We start from the raw sequence: 19134 nt of genomic DNA, 5'->3' as shown, positions 1-19134 counted from the left end.
TTGTGAGCCAAGCATGCAAATGTGAAAGTACAAAGTATCTTTTATCAGGCAAAGGTAACAAGCTTAAAAACAAATCAGTGGTCAACACGAGTTGGCCACTACAGTATCACTCCCCCATATTACTTACTGTTATCGCTTACAGCTTTCTCCCTTCTAGCCTTAAAACCTTCCGCTTTTTTTTTCATTAATTACTTTGTACACAAAGTTATTGACAGTTAGGCATTGCCTTGTTAAATTACTTTGCACGCAAATTATAATTACACAGGAAAAACACAATGACACAATATGCTGACAGTATTTTTGTAATCGCTATTATTATCACGACGGTTGTTATTCAAGCTTTGGTTGCGGCTAGAGCCCATAGAAAGCAGGAACATTATATTCCTGGTGTGGTTGCGGCTGAGTTGGATCACCACTCTTTTGTATTCCGTAGCAATCGTACGTTTATGAATTCTTTGGAAAATGTGCCGCTGTTCGTGGTTACGGCTTTGTTGGCGATGTTTGCGGGAGTTGATGCTAATACACTTTATGTTGTGACAACTGTATTTGCGACGGCGCGTATTGTTCATATGGCGTTGTTTTATAAAATTGCGACCAATGAGAATCCAAGCCCGCGTAGTTACTTTTATTTAATTGGGTTATTAACTCAAATGGTTTTATTAGGCCTGATCTTTGCTGCTTAAACTTTGCGGCCTAAGGCTTTTATAACTTAGTTTTTATAGATTAGCTTTCTGGATTGGCTTTGCGGCTTAGCTTTTATAGAGTAGCGTTTATAGATTAGCTTTGCCGCTATTTATCTTGTGCTGGGTTTTTAACTGGGGGTTTCTCATTAAAAGAGGTGGGCATTAAATCCACACCTATCATTCTGCCAACCTTCAAAAGAATAGGAATGGTGATTGGCGCGAAAGGTAGTAAAGCAAAAACACCTAATCCACAGCCCTTTAGCAGATCGAAAAACTGCGTATGGGCAATTTTCATTTCTGCCTTATTCGCGGCCCGCTTAGTAAACTTTTTATAGATACTGAGCATCTCCAGCGTTTCTTGTTTTTCCTGTGCCAATGCTTGTTTAAAGCTCTGCATTTTCTTTTTAAAAGAATACTTTCTTTTTCGGCTTATTAACTTTTTCATGCACTATTCTCTTTAAAATATTTAATGCGTCACCCAGCTTAGTTATTATACAAGCTGAGACATCAAACTTTATATTTACTCCACTACTCTGGGTACAAATTTCGCGCTTATTTGAAAGCCGCCAGGGGCAAGTACTTTGCTGATAACAGATAAGCGTGGGTCGGTATTGCCTTTTTCAATATCTCGTAATGTTTTGTCCGATATTTTTATGAATTTGGCGTATTGAGTTTGGGTCATGCCGTACAGCTCTGTTCTTATTGTTTTAACAACTTCACCAATTGTGATCACGTTATTAGCGAGGTCACTTTCTAATTTAGCTAAAACTTCTTTTCTGTGCTCTCTAGTCAATTGCTCGGCTGTCAAGTTATGTCCTTTTGATTTAGATCTAAGCATTATAAACCCTCATCTCTACTAATTTATTTTTTATATTGTGAAAACCAATCGCTGGGAAATGTAAGATTTCGTCAGGGCAATTAAGGGTTACGGCATTCCAGTAGTTTATTACCGTTATTGGTATTAAAATAACACTATAACGGTAGACTTCTACCGAATTTTAATAAAAACAAGATAAAAAGGGAGTTAAACTACCGATTATAATACATAAAGCACTTTCAATCGGTAACAGTCTACCGAGTGAATGATTTTCCAACTAAAGTTTGATGATTATACATCAGTGCTTTAACCATCACTGCTTTAATCATCCGAGCTGGGATGCCCTGCCCAAACGTCGGCGGCACTTATTGATGATTTGTTTTTATGTTTTCTCTTACCTGTGCCTTCTGGTTTTGCCATTCCTACGCCTTGTGATTTTTCTGCGTCTAACACGGCTTGGTCCGGAATGTCGGTAACTGGGAAACCTTCTACTAATTCACGTTCTAGGCGAATTTTGTTTTTCTTTTCTATGATTTTGAAGTGATGGAAGTCTTCGTGATCTATTAAGGATAATGCTAAGCCTACTTCTCCAGCACGGCCACTTCTGCCAATGCGGTGCATGTAGTCTGACGGGCTTCTTGGTAAATCAAAGTTGATCACCACAGGTAGTTTTTCTATGTCTAATCCGCGTGCTGCAATATCGGTGGCGATCAACACCTGAATGTCACCGGCTTTAAATGACTCAAGTACACGGCTACGCGCGCCTTGGCCTTTGTCGCCGTGGAATACTTCTGCGGTTATGCCACGTTTAAGTAATTTGTTGGCTAAGTGAGTACAGCTTTTCTTTGAGTTAACAAATATTAAAGCTTGTTGCCATTGGTGCTGTTTAATTAAATGCGCTAATACGGCGGTTTTCTCGCCTTTGTTAACGGTAAATACACGTTGTACTAAGGTACTGGCGTCTTCACTTTGTAGTTGTATTTCAACCGCTTGGTTTAACAGGGTTTTAGTTAAATTTTGTACTTGTTCTGGGAAGGTTGCTGAGAACAATAGCGTTTGTTTTTTCTTTGGTGTTAAGTTCAACAGTTTTGTTAGTTCTTCTGTAAAGCCGAGGCTTAACATGCGGTCGGCTTCATCCAGAATTAACGTGCTCACTAAGTCTAGTTTAATGGCATTGCTTGAGATTAAGTCCAACAGTCGACCTGGTGTTGCCACTAAAATGTCGGTACCGCCACGCAGGGCTAACATTTGTGTATTAACCGATACACCACCAAATACGGCAACCGTTTTAATTTCACCGTTAAAGTGTTGAGCATAAGATTTAATACTGTCTGCGACTTGTTTGGCTAACTCACGCGTAGGTACCAGAATAAGTCCTGCAACATAGTTGCCGGGTTTTATGTTTGTTTTGTTGGAGCCTTGTTTTTGTGAGTTCGTCTTTTGTAAATGAATGCTCTGCAGAAGGGGTAATGCAAAGGTTGCTGTTTTACCCGACCCAGTATTTGCCCCTGCAATTAAGTCACGCCCTGCTAATATCGTTGGAATCGCTTGTGCTTGAATAGGGGTTGGCTGTTGGTAATCCAATTCAGTTAAGCGGTCTAACAAAGGTGTTATTAGGCCAAGTTCTTTGAAATTGGTTGCAGTTGGAGTAGAGGTCATTTTATAAAGGGCTCAAGGCTAAAACAATAACCTGCGATTTTAGCCTATTTACGTCCAGTAAGTTAGTAAAATCAAAATAGGGTAAGAAACAGATACGTTGTGAAGGTGTTTGATTCACATTTGGGGCTTTACTATGAAGAGCTTTATATGCAGGCTTGAGATATGCGGTTTGAAATTGAAAGCTTTAAAGGTTCTGCTTTATAAATAACTTATAAAACTGAACCTTTAAATTTAATGCTTAGTTATTTAATATATTAATTATCTAATAGCTTAGGCAGCTTCAGTGTCTAAGCTTTTGCTTTTTAGGCTTGTGTCTTCCGCGTTCTGAGCTTCCAAATTAGCACCTTTGTAGATGGCAAAGTGTGTTAACCCAATACGAATTTTCCCTGAGCGTCGTTCTATTAGTTCTTTGCCGTCAATGTCACCATTTAACGCGGTTTCTAATTGTTTTCTAGCTCGGTAAATCTGAATATTAATTAAGGTTTCTGGTATACCTAGCATTTCTGTTAAGTGATCCATATAAACCCAACCACACTCTGTAGCGTCAATATGATTATTGGCATCTGCAATTCTTTGTCTTGCAAGTAACAAGAGTAAATAATGATGACTACGTGTTTGTAAATTAACTTCACCCATGTGACTGACCATTTTAGCACTGGTCGTTTCTTCATCTAGGCTGGTATGTAATTGTAACTGTATTTCAGATAACTGAAGTTCGTTGTCTTGAACTTTCATTGTGGAATTTGGTGCATCCGTTAGTACCAGCTGCCACTTTTGCTTTTCTATGGTGAGCCAGTCGCCGTCATGTAAGCTGCGTTGTTGGTGTTCATGTTCTAACACCCAGTTGTCATTATCTCTGGTTATACTCACCTCACAGTGTTGTTGATTTGGTAAATGGTTTGTCGATTGCAATTGTAAGGTTTCAATAATTGGGCTGTCAGGGCTGTTGCGTCTGCAAAGTATATCTACCGGTTCACCAGCATCTACAAATTGAAACTCAGTACCAAACTTGCCACCAATAACAACAACGTCATCTTGTTTAACTAATGTTTGTACACCTTTAGTAATACGCACGCCGTTTACCCAAGTTCCATTACTGCTGTAATCGACTAAGTACCAGTTTGGCGCGGTATATTCTAATAAAAAATGTAAACGAGACACGGCGCTGTCTTGCAAGTAGGTATCTACAACATTTTGTAAACGACCAAATAAATGGCTTTGTTTTAAATGAATAATGCCTTTGTCAAAACTTTTAATATATGCCATTGGGTACCCCTTTTAGTTGGTCGTTATTTAAACAAGTATTATCTTATTCTTGATTATATTATTAATACAGTCTTTTGTTTAACTTTATTAAAATACTTTTTTGTTGGCCCATTCCAAAATCAGTTTTCGATAGGCTGGAAGCATACCTTTATTGCTATTTAATAATTCGGTTGCTTCCTCTATATCCTGTTTCGTACTCGCTGTTGCTATTAACACCATAGCTAACGCCCAATCATGTGGTGGGGTACGTTTTTCTCTTAGCTTAAAGTCATTTATTAGATTAAGCTTACCTACGCTTGGTGTATTCCAATTGCGGAATAATTTGCTTAACGCCCGATACGCTTCCACATTTTCAAATTCAGGATACTCGTTAAGTGCTTGTTCTAGCTTATCAATATAAGCTTCAGCAGGTAAACCTAATTGAACACGAATACCCGTTATGCCGCAAAGTACTCCCACAAAGTTACTGGTCACTATAGTATTTTGTGCAAACGTTTTTGCTAGCTTCGTTCTTGCTGCAATAAGCTTATCAAAGTCATTATTCCATTGTTTTGTTTTTTGGAACACTAATTCATATTCTAATTGTTTCAGCCTTTGTTCCAAGTCTAAAACATAAGGCAAAGTACTATTGATTAATTTAGTCCGCGCCATTTGCTCAGACGCTTTGTTAAAAGCGTCACCTATATCCAATCCTTGTACTGCTAATCCTTGATAAAGTGATAAATGCAATAAATTAAATTGTGTAACTGCAAGATAATAATTAGCAACAAAATGATCAGTTTCTTTTTTTAAAACCTTAATCAATATTGACTCTGCTTTTTTTAACGCAAGATACCTATCATTAAGGCCGTCACTTTCTGACATATCGATAATTACTGATGCCGCATTTATCAAACTGCCAATACGCTCAGGAAATCGTGCATTTGCTTCAAGGTAGTTAAAAATTGAAGCTTCAAATAAGGTTTTATCATCACCACCTTCATCCCTAACGTCTAATGCTCTATAGCGATTTAATGTGCCTAACTGATTAAAATAATAATAATCTTTTGCTGTGTCTGACACTTTATTTAACGCATTAATTGCTTTTTTTATGGTGTCGCTATTATCTATATTAAGTTCTGTTTGTAATTTAATTTTATTTGAATATAAACGCGCAAATGACAACCAGATATCACCCATTTTAGTGGTGTAGTTATTGGCATTGGTAAACTCTGATTCAGCCAACTCCAACCATTTTTCAGGCTTACCATTGTTATAATGTAGATTGAATGCGTAGTTAAAATAAAGTAATCCAAAGGTATGATAAACGTCACCATCTACTTTAGTGATCTCTAACACTTCACTTCTTAATTGTTGAGCTTTATCTATCAAATGACTTTCAGCTGCCTTACCAGCTTGGTTAAACATGGCAAACTCTAAGTTTATTGCTGATATTTGTTTAAGTACAAGTGATGGTTCACTACGTGCTATTATGTTAGCATTTTGGTAGTAGCTTGATGCTTGCTTTATTAAAGGCTCTATTAAATAAATAATGCTCCCAGCATTATTTAATGCATTTGCTTGCGCTAATAATATATCGCCTTTTAAAACGTCATCCGCATAATACCAAACAGGTAAATCTTCACCTTTATTTAAAATATCCATAGCGCTATCCCAATCACCTTGATAGTAGGTCAACAAAGCATTGGCATAAGAACGATAAGGGGCTGATTCTATATGTTCGTTTAATAGTGCTATTACAGGTGTTTTGTATTTTTCATCTAGTTGCGCAATTCTAGATTCTCTAACATTTTTACTAGCGATATTTCGAAGTACAGTAAGTTTCTGTTGGTACAATTCACTGTAGGCAAGAGCCAAATAAAAAGCGGTGTCGTCAATTTTTTCTAATTGATGTGCTTGCTCTAAGTGTTCAGTCGCCTTTAACGTATCCCCTAAAACTTGGTAAATACGTCCTATACCGTAATGTGTTGCACCTAACAGTATTGGATTAATATCGGGCAACTCCTGCTCTAGTTGCTTAGCATCTGCTAACCATTTTTGCTGTTGGGCTTCAATGTTATGCCTTGGTAACATATAAGTAAGTTGCGCCTGATATTCCAGATCATTAATCTTATTATTAATTTGCAACAAGCCTTGCTCCCTCACTCTTTGTTGCTGCTCTTGGTTTTTCTGCTGATGAAGCTGGTTAATGTACATACCAGAGGTACCAACAATAGCGATAAACGCTGCCCCCGCTAACCATTTATGCTTTATTAACTTTCGGCCTAACCAATAACTTTTGCTGGATCTGGCTTTAATTGGTTCACCTGCTAAATAACGACTAATGTCATCCGCCATTTCCAATGCTGATTGATAACGGTTTTGAGGTTCCGCCGCCATGCTTTTGGCAATAATAATTTGTACGTCTTTAGGCAACGAGGTATTGGCTAATAACTCGTTAATAGGCGGCTGGTTAATAGATAGCTCTTTACTGGCTGGGGCTTTGCTATTTGAGGTTTGACTTTTTAAGGTATCGCTTTTTAAGGTATAGCTGTCTGATGTAGAGCTTTCTGCAGTGTTTTCAACCGTATTACTTTTACCAATGACTAGGAGCTTGCCAGTTAAACAGTATAAAAGACTGGCGCCAAGTGAATAAATGTCACTGCTGCGATCTATTTTTGTAAAATCATCTTTATATTGTTCCGGTGAGATAAACCCGGTTGTACCTGCAAGTTTAGATGTTTTATTATCTTGACTGATATCTTGAGCTGCCAAGCCAAAATCAACAATTTTGGCATCCATATCACCAGATGCAAGATTGACCATTACATTGGCGGGTTTAAAGTCACGATGGATCATGCCCTGCATGTGGGCGGTATGCAGTCCAAGGGCTGTCTTTTTTAATAGCAGTAATATTTGTTCCAGGCTTAATGTTGGCGACAAAGCTTGTAAGCTTTCCCCCTCAATAAATTGCATAACTAGGTAGACACTATTGCCTGTTTCAATAACTTCATAAATAGGGCAAATATTAGAGTGTTCTACATTAGCTTGTGAGCGAGCTTCAGCTACTAATCTTGCTTGGTTTTTCTGTTGGGGATTTAATAAAAACTTTAGAGCTACATGGCGTTCAAGCACATTATCAAATGCTTGGTAAACCAAAGCACTACCACCTCGACCAAGACGTTTTACGTAAGTAAATCGACTATTAACCTTAATGGGAAAGCCATTAAGGTTGTGTTCTGCAAATGCTGTACCTGAACTAGCGCTAGTACTAACACCACCCCCTTCATCAATAGGAAGTGTATCTTCTAAATGACTGTCATCTGTGGCCATAATAACTCCTATATAAATAAAGCGGCTATGTGTTAAAAATACGAACAAACTATCAAACTGATAATTTATTAATTACCGTCATAAGATAAACGTTAGTCTGCTGTCTATTTGTCTTTGTGTTTGTCCTTGTCCTTGTCCTTGTCCTTGTCCTTTGACTTTGAAAAGAAAAGAAAAGAAAAGAAAAGAAAAGAAAAAGTATAACGTTTAACACTCCACAGCACTACTGGTTGTTACAATAATACGAATTTACTCGAGGGCTTTATCCCGTTTTCTATTAGTTAGTGCATTAACTAAAAACTCAATCTAAAGATATTATAATTCAGTATGTTATGTAATATATTTGCTTAAACAATCAATCCTGATTAAAGTAAAAGTCCGATTTAACTTTAATTTAATTAAACAAAACAAAGGAAGCATGATGAGAGATGTATTAATGACAGTAAAGGGCACGCCAAAAGAAGTAGTGTTTATTACTCTAGGAACAGATGTAGAACCAGGGGCTGAACTTCATTTTATTGTGGATGAGACTTTAGCTAGCGCTATTAGTACACCGAACACATTTGTCTTTTTTAAGTGGAATGACTCAGAGTGGGAATGGGTACCTAATAGCCAAACAGTTGTAAAAACAGCGAGTCAATCGGGCACCGATACTTTCACATTAGATATTGTAAAATATAGCGGTGATAAATCTGTAGCTGATGCAACTTATGAAGAGCTTGCTCCACATTTTGATGTAAGAGATATTACTGGTAAAACTGGTACGATTATTGTTCAAGAGTAAACTATTTACGAATGGTTATTGGTTTAGATAAAAGCTGTGTTAGCCGTGGCTTATTTAATATATTTCAGTATAACTGAAGTGTTAATTCGCAACCGACACATAAATGTAAATTATTTTATAACTCAAGCATAAAAAAGGAATACATTATGAATATTAAAAACAAAGCAAAAAAAAATACTAAATCTCAAGACAGTAAAGTACGTGAGCTTAACGCGCAAGAAATAAAAGCCGTTAGCGGTGGCAGTATTGCAGGTAAAAACGGCGAAATCATTGTTCGTGATTAGCAATCTTTTTGGTTAAAAGTAAAGTTGAAGGGTTTTAAACGCCCTTTAACTTTATCCATTCTTAACTAAATACCATTTGCCGCATTTAAAGCCCGCCACTTAAACCTGAATATAAAGAAGATCATCACCATGCCGACGTCTTTTGATTTGTTGCCTCAATTACAACAAGTATTACAAGACACATTACAAGATCAGTCTCTTGAATTTGTTGAGCAATTACAGGAGCTTTGGAGCGGTTATGGCAGTATTGTGCGTTGTTATAGTAAAAACAAAAAACAGAGTTATATTGTTAAACATATTCAAACTTCAGCGCCGCTTACTGAACACCCTAGAGGTTGGAGTGGTGACAAAAGCCACCAGCGAAAAATCAAATCTTACCAGGTAGAAACTCACTTTTATCGTGAATATGCCAGCTTCTGTAATAAAGCGTTTAATCAAAACTGTAACCACGGTTGTAGCCAAAGCCACAATCAACAAAATGCTGCACAAAACTGCAAAGTCCCGACCTTATATGAAATCATAGAATTAGAAGATGGTTACTTACTGGTGATGGAAGACTTACATGCCAGTGGTTTTAACATAAGCGCAGATAAGAACGATTGGCAAAAACTTAAAACAGCCATAACTTGGCTGGCCAACTTTCATAGTAAATTCATGTTTACTAAGGCTGATAATTTGTGGTCACAAGGTGGTTATTGGCACTTAAATACACGCCAAGATGAATTGCTTGCGATGCCAGAATCAAATTTAAAACAACAGGCAACACGGCTGGATAAACGTTTAAAAGAGGCTAAGTACCAAACCTTAATACATGGCGACGCTAAGTTTGAAAACTTATGTTTTCATTCTGATGGCAACTCAGTTGCAGCAGTGGATTTTCAATATGTAGGCCGTGGTGTTGGAGTTGTTGATTTAGCCTATTTAGCGGGTAGTGCGCTTGACCAGTCTGGTCTTGAAGAGTTTGGAGAGCTTATCCTGCCATTTTATTTAAACGCATTAAAACAAGCATTAGCTGATGCTGTAACTCATACTCCCCATGATGAGCATTCCAGTATAGATTTTGTAGAATTAAGCAAAGAGTACCAAGAGTTATATCCTGTAGCATGGGCGGATTTTTATCGGTTTTTATTAGGCTGGAACCCAAAAAGTTGGAAAGTAAATGCTTATATAAAACAGATGGCTGAAAAGGCATTGTCGAGTTTATAGGTATTGTTATGCGAATCTAGGGGTTATTAAACCGTTAATAATATTTTATTTTCGTTATAAACATTATCCAATTGTTTGCTTATTAATTTAATAGTATCTGTTTTTACATTTAGGGTTTTTGCAACATTAGCAAAGTTATTTATAGCATCTACAACTTCTTGAATAACCTGCTGGGCTTCTTTCCAATTAGAAAAATTAGCGTGCGCTGCTAGTTTTTTCATAACCTGTAAACTCGGTGTTTTGCCAAATCCTGAGAACGCCGTTGAATGTTCATTAAATGGTGTTGGGCTGTAGGTAATGTCGTAAAATGGAGCTAACTGCCATTTGCCAATATCATCTTGTAAAAACGCCCAGTTCTTACTGTGATCATCTTGATTTAACCCAAACAAGTTAAATATCATACGACGAAACATCGCTTGTCCTGCCGCAGGACTCTTACATAATAAACTGCTGGCTTTTATTAAGTCTTCGTAATCTAAACTTGGCATTCTAAAATCTGCATCCAACAACCCGCATGCACTGTGTAAATGCAGTCGCCCTTCGGTTGCAACATTGTTTTCCGCGGTATTTTTTCCCGAGCTTTTATTTTTAATGGTGTCGAAGCGTTTTACCGCTAACCATTTTTCAGCGCCTGACTTTTCTGGCGCATCCAATAACTTCCATTCTGGAACGTCAATGCCAGCGGTCTTTGCCAAACTTAAATACGCAGCTTCACATATTCCTTCTTCATGCCCCAATGAAAGCTGTGAAGAGGTAAATTTAACTAAATACGCTTGGTTGTTTTGACTTGAGCTTGTACTGCAATAATTATTGTCGTTATCGTTTAAGTACAATTGGGCTTTAGGTCTTGCGCCACCAGAGCTTCCAGCATTAACCAATGCTTGTAACACATCTGAGGTTTGCCCATCAAAAATAGCTTGGGCTTGCATGCCTAACTCTGCAATTGAAATTTGGCTAATGTCACTTTGTTGTTTTAATTCGCTAGTCGGTGAAAAAGATAATGCCCCCATTGCGCCGTTGCCGACAAACGAGAGTCTATCCATTGCGGTTATTTGTGATGGTAAAATATCTGCTTGTCTAAATATCCGATCCATTAGCAACAATCCCCAGCCATCCGGTAGGGAATCAGAAAACGCGCCATGCAAACCGTTATGAGGTGTAGCAGGAGCTATTTGAAGTGATGTGTCAGCGTTAAGATTAAATGGGGAAAGGTTATTAAATTTTGCTAAATAATTATCGTCATATTGAAAATATACGCCTTGTTTATTCTGCGCTAACTCACCAACAAAAACGGAGGTTCCATCTGACAATTTACGTTTAACGTCTAATTTTTTTACCTGTAGATAATTCATCCTTTAAGTACCTCTTCAATTGACATTGGTTTATCGGTTTTAATAGATGATATTTCTGTTAATGATTGTAATCGTTGTAAATCATCAACACTTTGCCATAACAATAAAAATTGCCTAAACGAGATTTGACCTGTTGTTTCAAACTTTTTGATGGTTGATGACGGAACTGTACTTATTTCTGCTAGTCGGTCTCTGGATAACTTCTGATTTTTTCTTTGGCTTATCAACCATTCTTTCATAGACGTTTGCAGATCCGCCGCTGAAAATAAAGACAATCTATTCATAGTTAAACCAATAAAGACATAATGGTATCTATTTTAGCATTAAAAACACATTAATGGATACCTGTATATCCATTAAAATAAAGGGGTGATTTATATTTATTACCAGCACAGCCGTTTTACTTTACCTACCTTTATAGTCTGACGTGATAGTAAACATAACAAGTTGTTATTCTCCGTATTGTTTTTTCTTGTTATGCTGCAAGCCATCACGTTTAATTAAAAACGTTCTAATAAAAAGAGATTTCTATGACTATTACTTCTTTCAATCCGCCACGTCGCACCTTAATGGGCCCTGGACCTTCAGATATTTCACCACAAGTATTAGCGGCTTTATCTAAACCAACCATAGGCCATTTGGATCCTCTATTTATTGGCATGATGGATGAGTTAAAGACGTTATTACAATATGCTTTTCAAACTAAGAACGATATTACTATGGCGGTCTCTGCGCCTGGTTCTGCTGGTATGGAAACCTGTTTTGTTAATTTGGTTGAACCTGGCGAGACCGTAATCGTTTGTATAAACGGTGTTTTTGGTAACCGAATGAAAGAAAATGTTGAGCGTTTAGGCGCGACTGCAGTTGTAGTTGATGGTGAATGGGGACGCGCTGTTGACCCTGCTCAACTTGACGCTTGTTTAAAAGCACATCCTGAAGCTAAGTTTGTTGCTTTTGTGCATGCAGAGACCTCAACGGGCGCTCTGTCTGATGCTAAAACCTTATGTGCTATTGCCAAACAACACGATTGTTTAACTATTGTTGATGCAGTAACGTCTCTAGGCGGTGTTGAATTACGCGTTGATGATTGGCAAATTGATGCGATTTATTCTGGTAGCCAAAAATGCTTATCTTGTGTGCCTGGACTTTCACCTGTTAGTTTTAGTCCTGCTGCGGTTGAAAAAATTAAGGCTAGAACCACTAAAGTGCAAAGCTGGTTTTTAGACCAAACCTTGGTAATGGATTACTGGGCTGACAATGCCGGTGGTAAACGTAGCTATCATCACACAGCGCCGGTTAATTCTTTATATGCCTTGCATGAGTCTTTATTAAACCTTTATAACGAAGGATTAGAAAACGCATGGAAACGTCACGCCGACCAACATAAAGCACTGGCAACGGGGTTAGCTGAATTGGGCATTAAGTTTATTGTTCCTGAGTCAGAGCGTTTGCCACAATTAAACGCAGTGTATATTCCTGAAGGCATTGATGACGTTAACGTTAGAAGCTATTTATTAAATGAGTTTAACTTGGAAATTGGCGCAGGCCTTGGTGCCTTTGCTGGTAAAGCATGGCGCATTGGTTTGATGGGATACAGCGCAAAAAATGAAAACGTGTTGTTGTGTTTAGCCGCTTTAAAACAAGCGTTAAAATAAATAAAAACGGCAATAAAATCTGTAGTCAAAGCGCTTTTTTCATAAAAGCATAAATGGTAAAAAAGGACTGGCTTGAGTCAGTCCCTTTTACTTTTCTTGTTTAACAGCCAGCCACTTGATTTAAAAACCGCACTTTAATCTGCGGCCCTTGAGTCCAACTTATCGCCATGCTGAATTTGTGACACCAGTTTTAACAGTTCGTCCATTTTAATCGGCTTGGTAATATGAGCATCCATACCGGCATTTAACGACTCGTTAATATCTGAAGCGTACGCATTTGCCGTTAACGCTACGATAGGCAAACTACCTTTAAAACGTTCTCTTATGATCCGTGTGGCTTCTAAGCCGTCCATTTCTGGCATGTTAACGTCCATTAACACTAAGTCGAATTGACTGCTCTGTTGTTTACCGCCCTCTTGCTGAGAGCATACTTTCTCAACGGCTTCAGAGCCATTAACAACCCACTCAACCTTGTGACCAATTCGCTCCAACATGTTAATAGCAATTTGTGCATTTATTGTATTGTCTTCTGCCAATAATATTTTTAATTCTGCAACATTAGTAAACTGGTTGTTTTTGCTATGTTTGTTTTCGCACAATAATAAATTAAGCTTCTTGTTGAATATTTCAGGCGTAATTGGTTTTTCTAAAATTGGCACCTGGCCAAGCGTTTGTCTATCTGACAATGAAATAGCTTCTGGTGCTGCGGTAACAACCATATATTTGCAGTTGGTATCTTGGGCTTTATGTTGCTCAATTAACATTATGCCGTCGACATTCGGCATTTGATAATCCACAACTAATACAGCAACTGGCCCTATATTGGCTTGCTCTTTTTGAAATGCTGCGGCTGAGTCAAATGTAAGGCAGCGCAGACCCATTTTATTAACCAAAGATTGTAAATAAATTCGGCTATTTTCTAGATCGTCGACAACCACAATTAAGCTGTCGTTATTCTGTGGATCAATAGCCTGAATATTAACTCCCTGTGTATTAACTTCCTGTTCTGCTATAACGTCTGATTTTGTGTCAGACTTTTCTAGTACGACAAAAAAATGGAAGTGTGAGCCTTTGCCAACTTCGCTTTCTACGTTAATTTCACCTTGCATCATTTCAACTAAATCGCGAGTGATGTTAAGGCCTAAACCGGTTCCTCCAAATTTTCGCGTAGTGGAACTGTCTGCTTGGGTAAATTTATTAAAAATATTATCCAACTGATTTGGAGCAATGCCAATACCTGAGTCGGTAATAGAAAAAAGCAGTTTTACTTTGCCGTCCGCCGTTTCTTCTAGTTGAATATTGACATCAATCTCACCTTGCTCGGTGAATTTAAGGGCGTTGGACAATAGATTATTGATGACTTGTGTTAAGCGAGTTGAGTCGCCTTTTAGGTAAGCAGGAAACTCTTTTGGATTCACAATATTTAACTGGATGGACTTACGCTGACAAAGCACGATAAAAGGGGCTAAGCATTGTTCTAATACTTGGTTTGGTGAAAAGTCGTCTTGTTCCAAGTACATTTTTTTAGCTTCAATTTTAGCAAGATCTAACACTTCATTGATCAGTTTCAACAAATGTTTTGACGATGTAACGGCTTGCAGCAAAAAGCTATCGCGCTTAACAGAGTCGGTTTCACTTCTTGCCAACTCCTGCATGCCCATAATGCCATTTAAAGGTGTTCTTAGTTCGTGGCTCATGTTGGCTAAAAACTCAGACTTGGCAATATTAGCCTGTTCTGCAGCATCTTTGGCGTGTTCTAAGTCTTCAACATTACGCATAATTTGGCGTTCAAGCGGTTTGAATATAAAGAACAATTCCAGTAGTAAAATAAATAACGTCGCGATAAAGAGCATAGTCTCAATATTCGACATATTATCTACTCGTAACTCCGCTCCTAGTTCTAATTCCAGCACGACATTATTTAAGTCTTCCAATAATAAATCCGTCTTATCGTCATTATAATTCCACGATAACGGCTGAGTTGCGTTACTTTCGGCTTGGATAATTAGATTTTGCGCGGCAGATATATAATTGATAATTCTGGATTTAAGTAAAATTGGTGCTGAATATAAAATGTCATCAACCTTAACCGGAATTAAGCCACTTGGGTTCTGCCCTGCGAGCAATTCCTCTAATGTTTGTTGATTAGCTTCAAACTTGTTAACGGCGGCTTGTAACTTTTTAATTTGTGAGGTCGACGACACACTTGAGTCGCTTAGGCGAGCGGCCCCAATAATTTGATTGGCGTGTAAGCTTATTTTTTGCGATAACATTCTCTGCATACCCGCAATATTAATAATTGCAGCATCATCGCTTTGACTTTTTAATACAGACGATATGATAAAAAATGACGTGGAGATCAATATAGCGATGAGCGAAAGTGCCAGACTATAACGAAGCTTAATTTGCTTCCTTAATTTGTTATTCAACTCTAAACTCATACGGTTCACGCCTTTATTGATTGTTACTACGTAGCTCACGATATTAACTTGCAGCTAATAACCGCTTACTGATAAAACTGGCTACAAAGTTAGTACGCTTTGATGGATAAATACGTCGACAGTTTTTCATATCCAATATAAAAATGCTTGTATAAAAATGCATATATAAAGCAGACCGACAAATTAACATTTAGTGGCTCATTCTCAAACAAGTAAACACTATATTATTTATTAAAGTGATGCTGCGCCTAGGATTGACGATTTTATGGCAATAAAAAACGGTAAGCGACATCTCTGTGGCTTACCGTTTTTAATTATCTATTAACCTTAGGTTTATCAACTAACCTAAGAGAAAATATGACATGAGCTTATTTCAAGCTTTTTACTTTACGTTTCTTACTTTACGAATTTCAACGTCATACGGTCACTTTCACCGATAGCTACATATTTAGCTTTATCTTCATCACCCAAACGTAGGCTTGGTGGTAATGTCCAAACACCTTTTGGATGTTGAGCTGTGTCTTTTGCATTTGCATTGATTTCACTTGTAGCCACCAATTTAAAACCGGCTTTTTCAGCTGCAGCAATAACATAAGATTGCTTCATATAACCTGAGCGTTTGTTCTCTACTTGATCCAAACTTTCTGGCATACGGTGTTCAACCACACCTAACACGCCACCTTTTTTAAGAGCTTTATAAAAGCCAGCAAATGCACTTTCTACAGCCGCGTCTTCACCGCCGATATACCAGTTATGAACGTTACGGAACGTCAGTACCATATCGACACTGTTTTCAGGTGCAAAGTCTAATAATTTAGTTGGGTGAAATTGCGAAATCTCAGCACCTTGATATAAAGGGTCTGTCGCTACTTTTTCTTTAAAGCTGTTAAAGCTACGTTCATAAAATGCAGAACCACCTTCAAAGGTAGGAAAATGAGCTGCAATGTATTTACCCTTTTCTTTTACCGCAGGGTTAATGACTTTTGTGTACCAACCGCCGCCAGGCCAAATCTCAACCACTGACGTTTCTGGTGTTAAACCAAAAAACTCTAGTGTTTGTTTTGGGTGACGATATTGATCACGTACTGCACTTTCGCCACGAGCTTTATCGGCTAACACAGTATCGATAGCTGAAGCTGCGTCATTACCAGCACTACACGCTGATAATAAAGTTACGGTCCCCAATAAAACGGCACTAGAAATTGAAGCCACTTTTATATTTTTTTTAATCTTGCTAACAACATTCATGTTTGATCCCTTTTTGATATTTGAGCTTTTTATAATGAGTCATGTTAGCTCCAGTTTAAACACTGGAGCTGTTAGAGCAATGGAGTTAAACCTCCATTAATAGTTAATAGTCGCTTTGTTATTTTGCGATTTTATTTAGCAGCTCTTACCCACGAGCTTATATTCATAAGCCTTTATTCAGAGACTAGCTGCTCTATTCTAAAGTCACCTTGGTTATTGGTTAAAGTAGACACTAAATAAGGTAACACAGTTTCCATCTCAGCTTTTAATGTCCAAGGCGGATTAATTACTATCATGCCTGAACCTGTCATGCCGTGTTCTTCGGTATCTTCACTGACATTAAGTTCAAACAATTGAATGTTTTTAACACCACTTTTTATTAAGTCGTGTTCCATTTGGTTAATGCGGTAACGGTCAACAACTGGATACCAGATCATGTAGACACCACCAGCGAAACGCTTATACATAGTTTCTATGTATTCTACCACGCGATAATAATCGTCTTTCATCTCATAAGGTGGGTCGATGATCACAACGCCGCGTTTACTTGGTGGTGGTAACAAACCAACACTTTCACTAAATCCGTCACCTTTTATAGCTTTACGATAACGATTAGTTCTGACAAATTGTCTTAATAATTCAAAGTCAGCTGGGTGTAATTCGTGGAAAAAGGTTTTACCTTCAAGTGGAATCGCATCCAAAGCAAACCAAGGAGAACCTGGATACACTTCTAATTCTGAACATTCACTTTCTGTATTAAAACGTTTAACCGCATCAACATAGTTTTTAACCGACTCTGGCATTTTGTCCGTTGGCGCATTCCATAACTTGTTAATACCGGTTTCGTACTCTTTATTTTTAGCCGCAAAGTCATCCGACAATTTATACCCACCGGCTCCGGCGTGCGTATCGACAATGCTAAATCCTTTGTCTTTTTGAGACATATAAGACAATACATATTGATAGATTAAATGTTTAAGAACGTCGGCATGATTGCCGGCATGAAAACCGTGACGATAACTGAGCATGAGTGCTGCCTGTATATTTATAAATGATGAAGAGTGTAATTAACGAAAGTTTAGCGAATACTCACCATTATAAACAGCGCTTTATCTGCTTATTGTTAGAAGATTGCTATTGGATGAGTTAGAATTTGCCATTATTTGATTTTATTAAGATTTAAACGGTCTTGTGGGAGTGTTGTGTGGCTTGGGTTCAAATTCGTTTCGCGGTTAATTCGGAATATGTAGAAGACATTAGTGACTTGTTAGTCGAAGTGGGTAGCCAATCCGTTACCTTTACCGCCAATGATAAAGATGAAGCGATATTTGAGTTATTCCCTGGCGATATTAAATATTGGCAAACCTCTACAGTAGTGGGCTTGTTTGATGCAGCTACTGAAATGCAACATATAGTGGACATATTAAAAGACCAGGACATGTTTCAAGGCCAATTTAACTGTAAAATTGAACAAGTTGAAGATAAAGACTGGGAACGTGAATGGATGGAAAACTTCCACCCAATTCAATTTGGCGAACGTTTATGGGTTTGCCCAAGTTGGTTACCTATTCCAGATCCAGAAGCCTGTAACGTAGTACTCGACCCAGGTTTGGCGTTTGGTACTGGCACACACGCAACCACGGCACTTTGTATGCTTTGGTTAGAGCAAATGGATTTAACTGGTAAAACCGTTTTAGACTTTGGTTGTGGCAGTGGCATATTAGCAATTGCGGCACTGAAACTTGGTGCTAAACGCGCAATTGGTATCGACATAGATCCAAAAGCGATTACCGCCAGCCAAGAAAATGCCGAGCGTAATAATGTAGCAGATAAGATTGAATGGTATTTACCAGAAGATGCGCCTGTTTTTGAAACCGACGTGATCTTGGCGAATATCCTTGCCGGTCCTTTAAAAGAATTAAAAGAAGTGATTTGTGGTTACGGCCATACTGGAACTGAATTAGCCTTATCTGGCATTTTAGCCGAACAAGGCGATGATGTGTTAAATGCCTATAAAGACTTAGCTAATATGAATCCAGCCACTCAACAAGATGAGTGGGTTAGATTGGATGGTGCCATTAAATAAGTCAGGCAAATCAGTTTCTAAATAAACATAATTAAGTTGAAGGTAGGCTTTCTCAGAAACCGATTTACGAAAGCGCTTACATAAAAACGCTCAACTTAAATTTACATACATTAAAATTCATACTTATGGAACCTCAATTAGTCACCTAATTGAGGTTTTTTTATAAATATATTTTTCTGTTCCGCTAAACTCATTTTTAACTAGAATTCAAGACTAAATCGTTCGCAAAGCCATATTAGTCGCATATTTGTTAATAATTCACTGATTTTGTATCTAATTTAAAATGTCAATACTAAAGACCATAAAAAAAACAAATATTGTTTAAAAAACAACCTTTGATTTTT

Annotated in this window: 16 protein-coding genes; 6 read left to right on the top strand and 10 right to left on the bottom strand. The window is 37.8% G+C overall.

Annotated elements, in window-relative coordinates:
* The first annotated feature begins 275 nt into the window (after positions 1 to 275).
* A complete protein-coding gene (locus BTO11_RS05205; RefSeq protein ID WP_105051599.1) occupies positions 276 to 683 on the top strand; it encodes an MAPEG family protein in 408 nt (135 codons plus the stop codon).
* 106 nt (positions 684 to 789) lie between these two features.
* Here the strand turns inward: BTO11_RS05205 and BTO11_RS05200 are convergent, their stop codons facing one another.
* From BTO11_RS05200 to BTO11_RS05180, 5 genes are all read right to left on the bottom strand, one after another.
* Complete coding sequence (locus tag BTO11_RS05200; RefSeq protein WP_105051598.1) at positions 790 to 1128, bottom strand: hypothetical protein; 339 nt, start codon at positions 1126 to 1128, stop codon at positions 790 to 792.
* A 75-nt stretch (positions 1129 to 1203) separates the two neighbouring features.
* Complete coding sequence (locus BTO11_RS05195) at positions 1204 to 1521, bottom strand: helix-turn-helix transcriptional regulator (RefSeq protein WP_105051597.1); 318 nt, start codon at positions 1519 to 1521, stop codon at positions 1204 to 1206.
* 300 nt (positions 1522 to 1821) lie between these two features.
* A complete protein-coding gene (locus BTO11_RS05190) occupies positions 1822 to 3159 on the bottom strand; it encodes a DEAD/DEAH box helicase (RefSeq protein WP_105051596.1) in 1338 nt (445 codons plus the stop codon).
* A gap of 270 nt (positions 3160 to 3429) precedes the next feature.
* On the bottom strand, positions 3430 to 4425 hold the full coding sequence (locus BTO11_RS05185; protein ID WP_105051595.1) for an FHA domain-containing protein: 996 nt from the start codon (positions 4423 to 4425) through the stop codon (positions 3430 to 3432).
* A gap of 87 nt (positions 4426 to 4512) precedes the next feature.
* A complete protein-coding gene (locus BTO11_RS05180) occupies positions 4513 to 7737 on the bottom strand; it encodes a serine/threonine-protein kinase (RefSeq protein ID WP_105051594.1) in 3225 nt (1074 codons plus the stop codon).
* A gap of 418 nt (positions 7738 to 8155) precedes the next feature.
* Here BTO11_RS05180 and BTO11_RS05175 point away from each other — a divergent pair, with 418 nt between their 5' ends.
* From BTO11_RS05175 to BTO11_RS05170, 3 genes are all read left to right on the top strand, one after another.
* Complete coding sequence (locus tag BTO11_RS05175; RefSeq protein WP_105051593.1) at positions 8156 to 8518, top strand: hypothetical protein; 363 nt, start codon at positions 8156 to 8158, stop codon at positions 8516 to 8518.
* A gap of 146 nt (positions 8519 to 8664) precedes the next feature.
* Positions 8665 to 8802 carry a hypothetical protein gene (locus BTO11_RS16445; protein WP_181135848.1) on the top strand — a complete coding sequence of 46 codons (138 nt, stop codon included), beginning with the start codon at positions 8665 to 8667 and terminating at the stop codon, positions 8800 to 8802.
* A 129-nt stretch (positions 8803 to 8931) separates the two neighbouring features.
* The gene (locus BTO11_RS05170) at positions 8932 to 10008 is read left to right on the top strand and encodes a phosphotransferase (protein ID WP_105051592.1); all 1077 of its coding nucleotides are present in this window, start codon (positions 8932 to 8934) and stop codon (positions 10006 to 10008) included.
* A gap of 26 nt (positions 10009 to 10034) precedes the next feature.
* Here BTO11_RS05170 and BTO11_RS05165 read toward each other — a convergent pair whose 3' ends face one another.
* Both BTO11_RS05165 and BTO11_RS05160 read right to left on the bottom strand, forming a co-directional pair.
* The gene (locus tag BTO11_RS05165; protein WP_105051591.1) at positions 10035 to 11360 is read right to left on the bottom strand and encodes a type II toxin-antitoxin system HipA family toxin; all 1326 of its coding nucleotides are present in this window, start codon (positions 11358 to 11360) and stop codon (positions 10035 to 10037) included.
* Positions 11357 to 11644, bottom strand: a complete 288-nt coding sequence (locus BTO11_RS05160) for a transcriptional regulator (RefSeq protein ID WP_105051590.1) — start codon at positions 11642 to 11644, stop codon at positions 11357 to 11359. The genes BTO11_RS05165 and BTO11_RS05160 overlap by 4 nt, the downstream gene beginning before the upstream one ends.
* Positions 11645 to 11890: 246 nt before the next feature.
* On the opposite strand from BTO11_RS05160, the gene BTO11_RS05155 reads away from it, so the two are divergent.
* Positions 11891 to 13015 (top strand): pyridoxal-phosphate-dependent aminotransferase family protein, encoded by a 1125-nt coding sequence (locus BTO11_RS05155; RefSeq protein ID WP_105051589.1) that lies wholly within the window; start codon positions 11891 to 11893, stop codon positions 13013 to 13015.
* Positions 13016 to 13149: 134 nt separating this feature from the next.
* On the opposite strand, the gene BTO11_RS05150 is transcribed toward BTO11_RS05155, so the two are convergent.
* The 3 genes from BTO11_RS05150 to BTO11_RS05140 form a co-directional block, all read right to left on the bottom strand.
* Positions 13150 to 15495: a response regulator gene (locus BTO11_RS05150; RefSeq protein WP_146105463.1), complete on the bottom strand. Its 2346-nt coding sequence runs from the start codon at positions 15493 to 15495 to the stop codon at positions 13150 to 13152.
* A 357-nt stretch (positions 15496 to 15852) separates the two neighbouring features.
* Positions 15853 to 16704, bottom strand: a complete 852-nt coding sequence (locus BTO11_RS05145) for a class I SAM-dependent methyltransferase (protein ID WP_181135847.1) — start codon at positions 16702 to 16704, stop codon at positions 15853 to 15855.
* Positions 16705 to 16877: 173 nt separating this feature from the next.
* Positions 16878 to 17732 carry a 23S rRNA (adenine(2030)-N(6))-methyltransferase RlmJ gene (locus BTO11_RS05140; RefSeq protein WP_105051587.1) on the bottom strand — a complete coding sequence of 285 codons (855 nt, stop codon included), beginning with the start codon at positions 17730 to 17732 and terminating at the stop codon, positions 16878 to 16880.
* A 176-nt stretch (positions 17733 to 17908) separates the two neighbouring features.
* Here BTO11_RS05140 and prmA point away from each other — a divergent pair, with 176 nt between their 5' ends.
* Entirely contained in the window at positions 17909 to 18790 is an 882-nt protein-coding gene (gene prmA / locus BTO11_RS05135) for a 50S ribosomal protein L11 methyltransferase (protein WP_105051586.1), read from the top strand.
* Positions 18791 to 19134: the final 344 nt, after the last annotated feature.

The organism is Psychrosphaera saromensis (assembly GCF_002954545.1).
GTDB classification, from domain to species: Bacteria; Pseudomonadota; Gammaproteobacteria; order Enterobacterales; family Alteromonadaceae; genus Psychrosphaera; species Psychrosphaera saromensis.
Note: the sequence above shows the minus strand (reverse complement) of the source record. Positions and strands in the feature narration are given on the sequence as shown.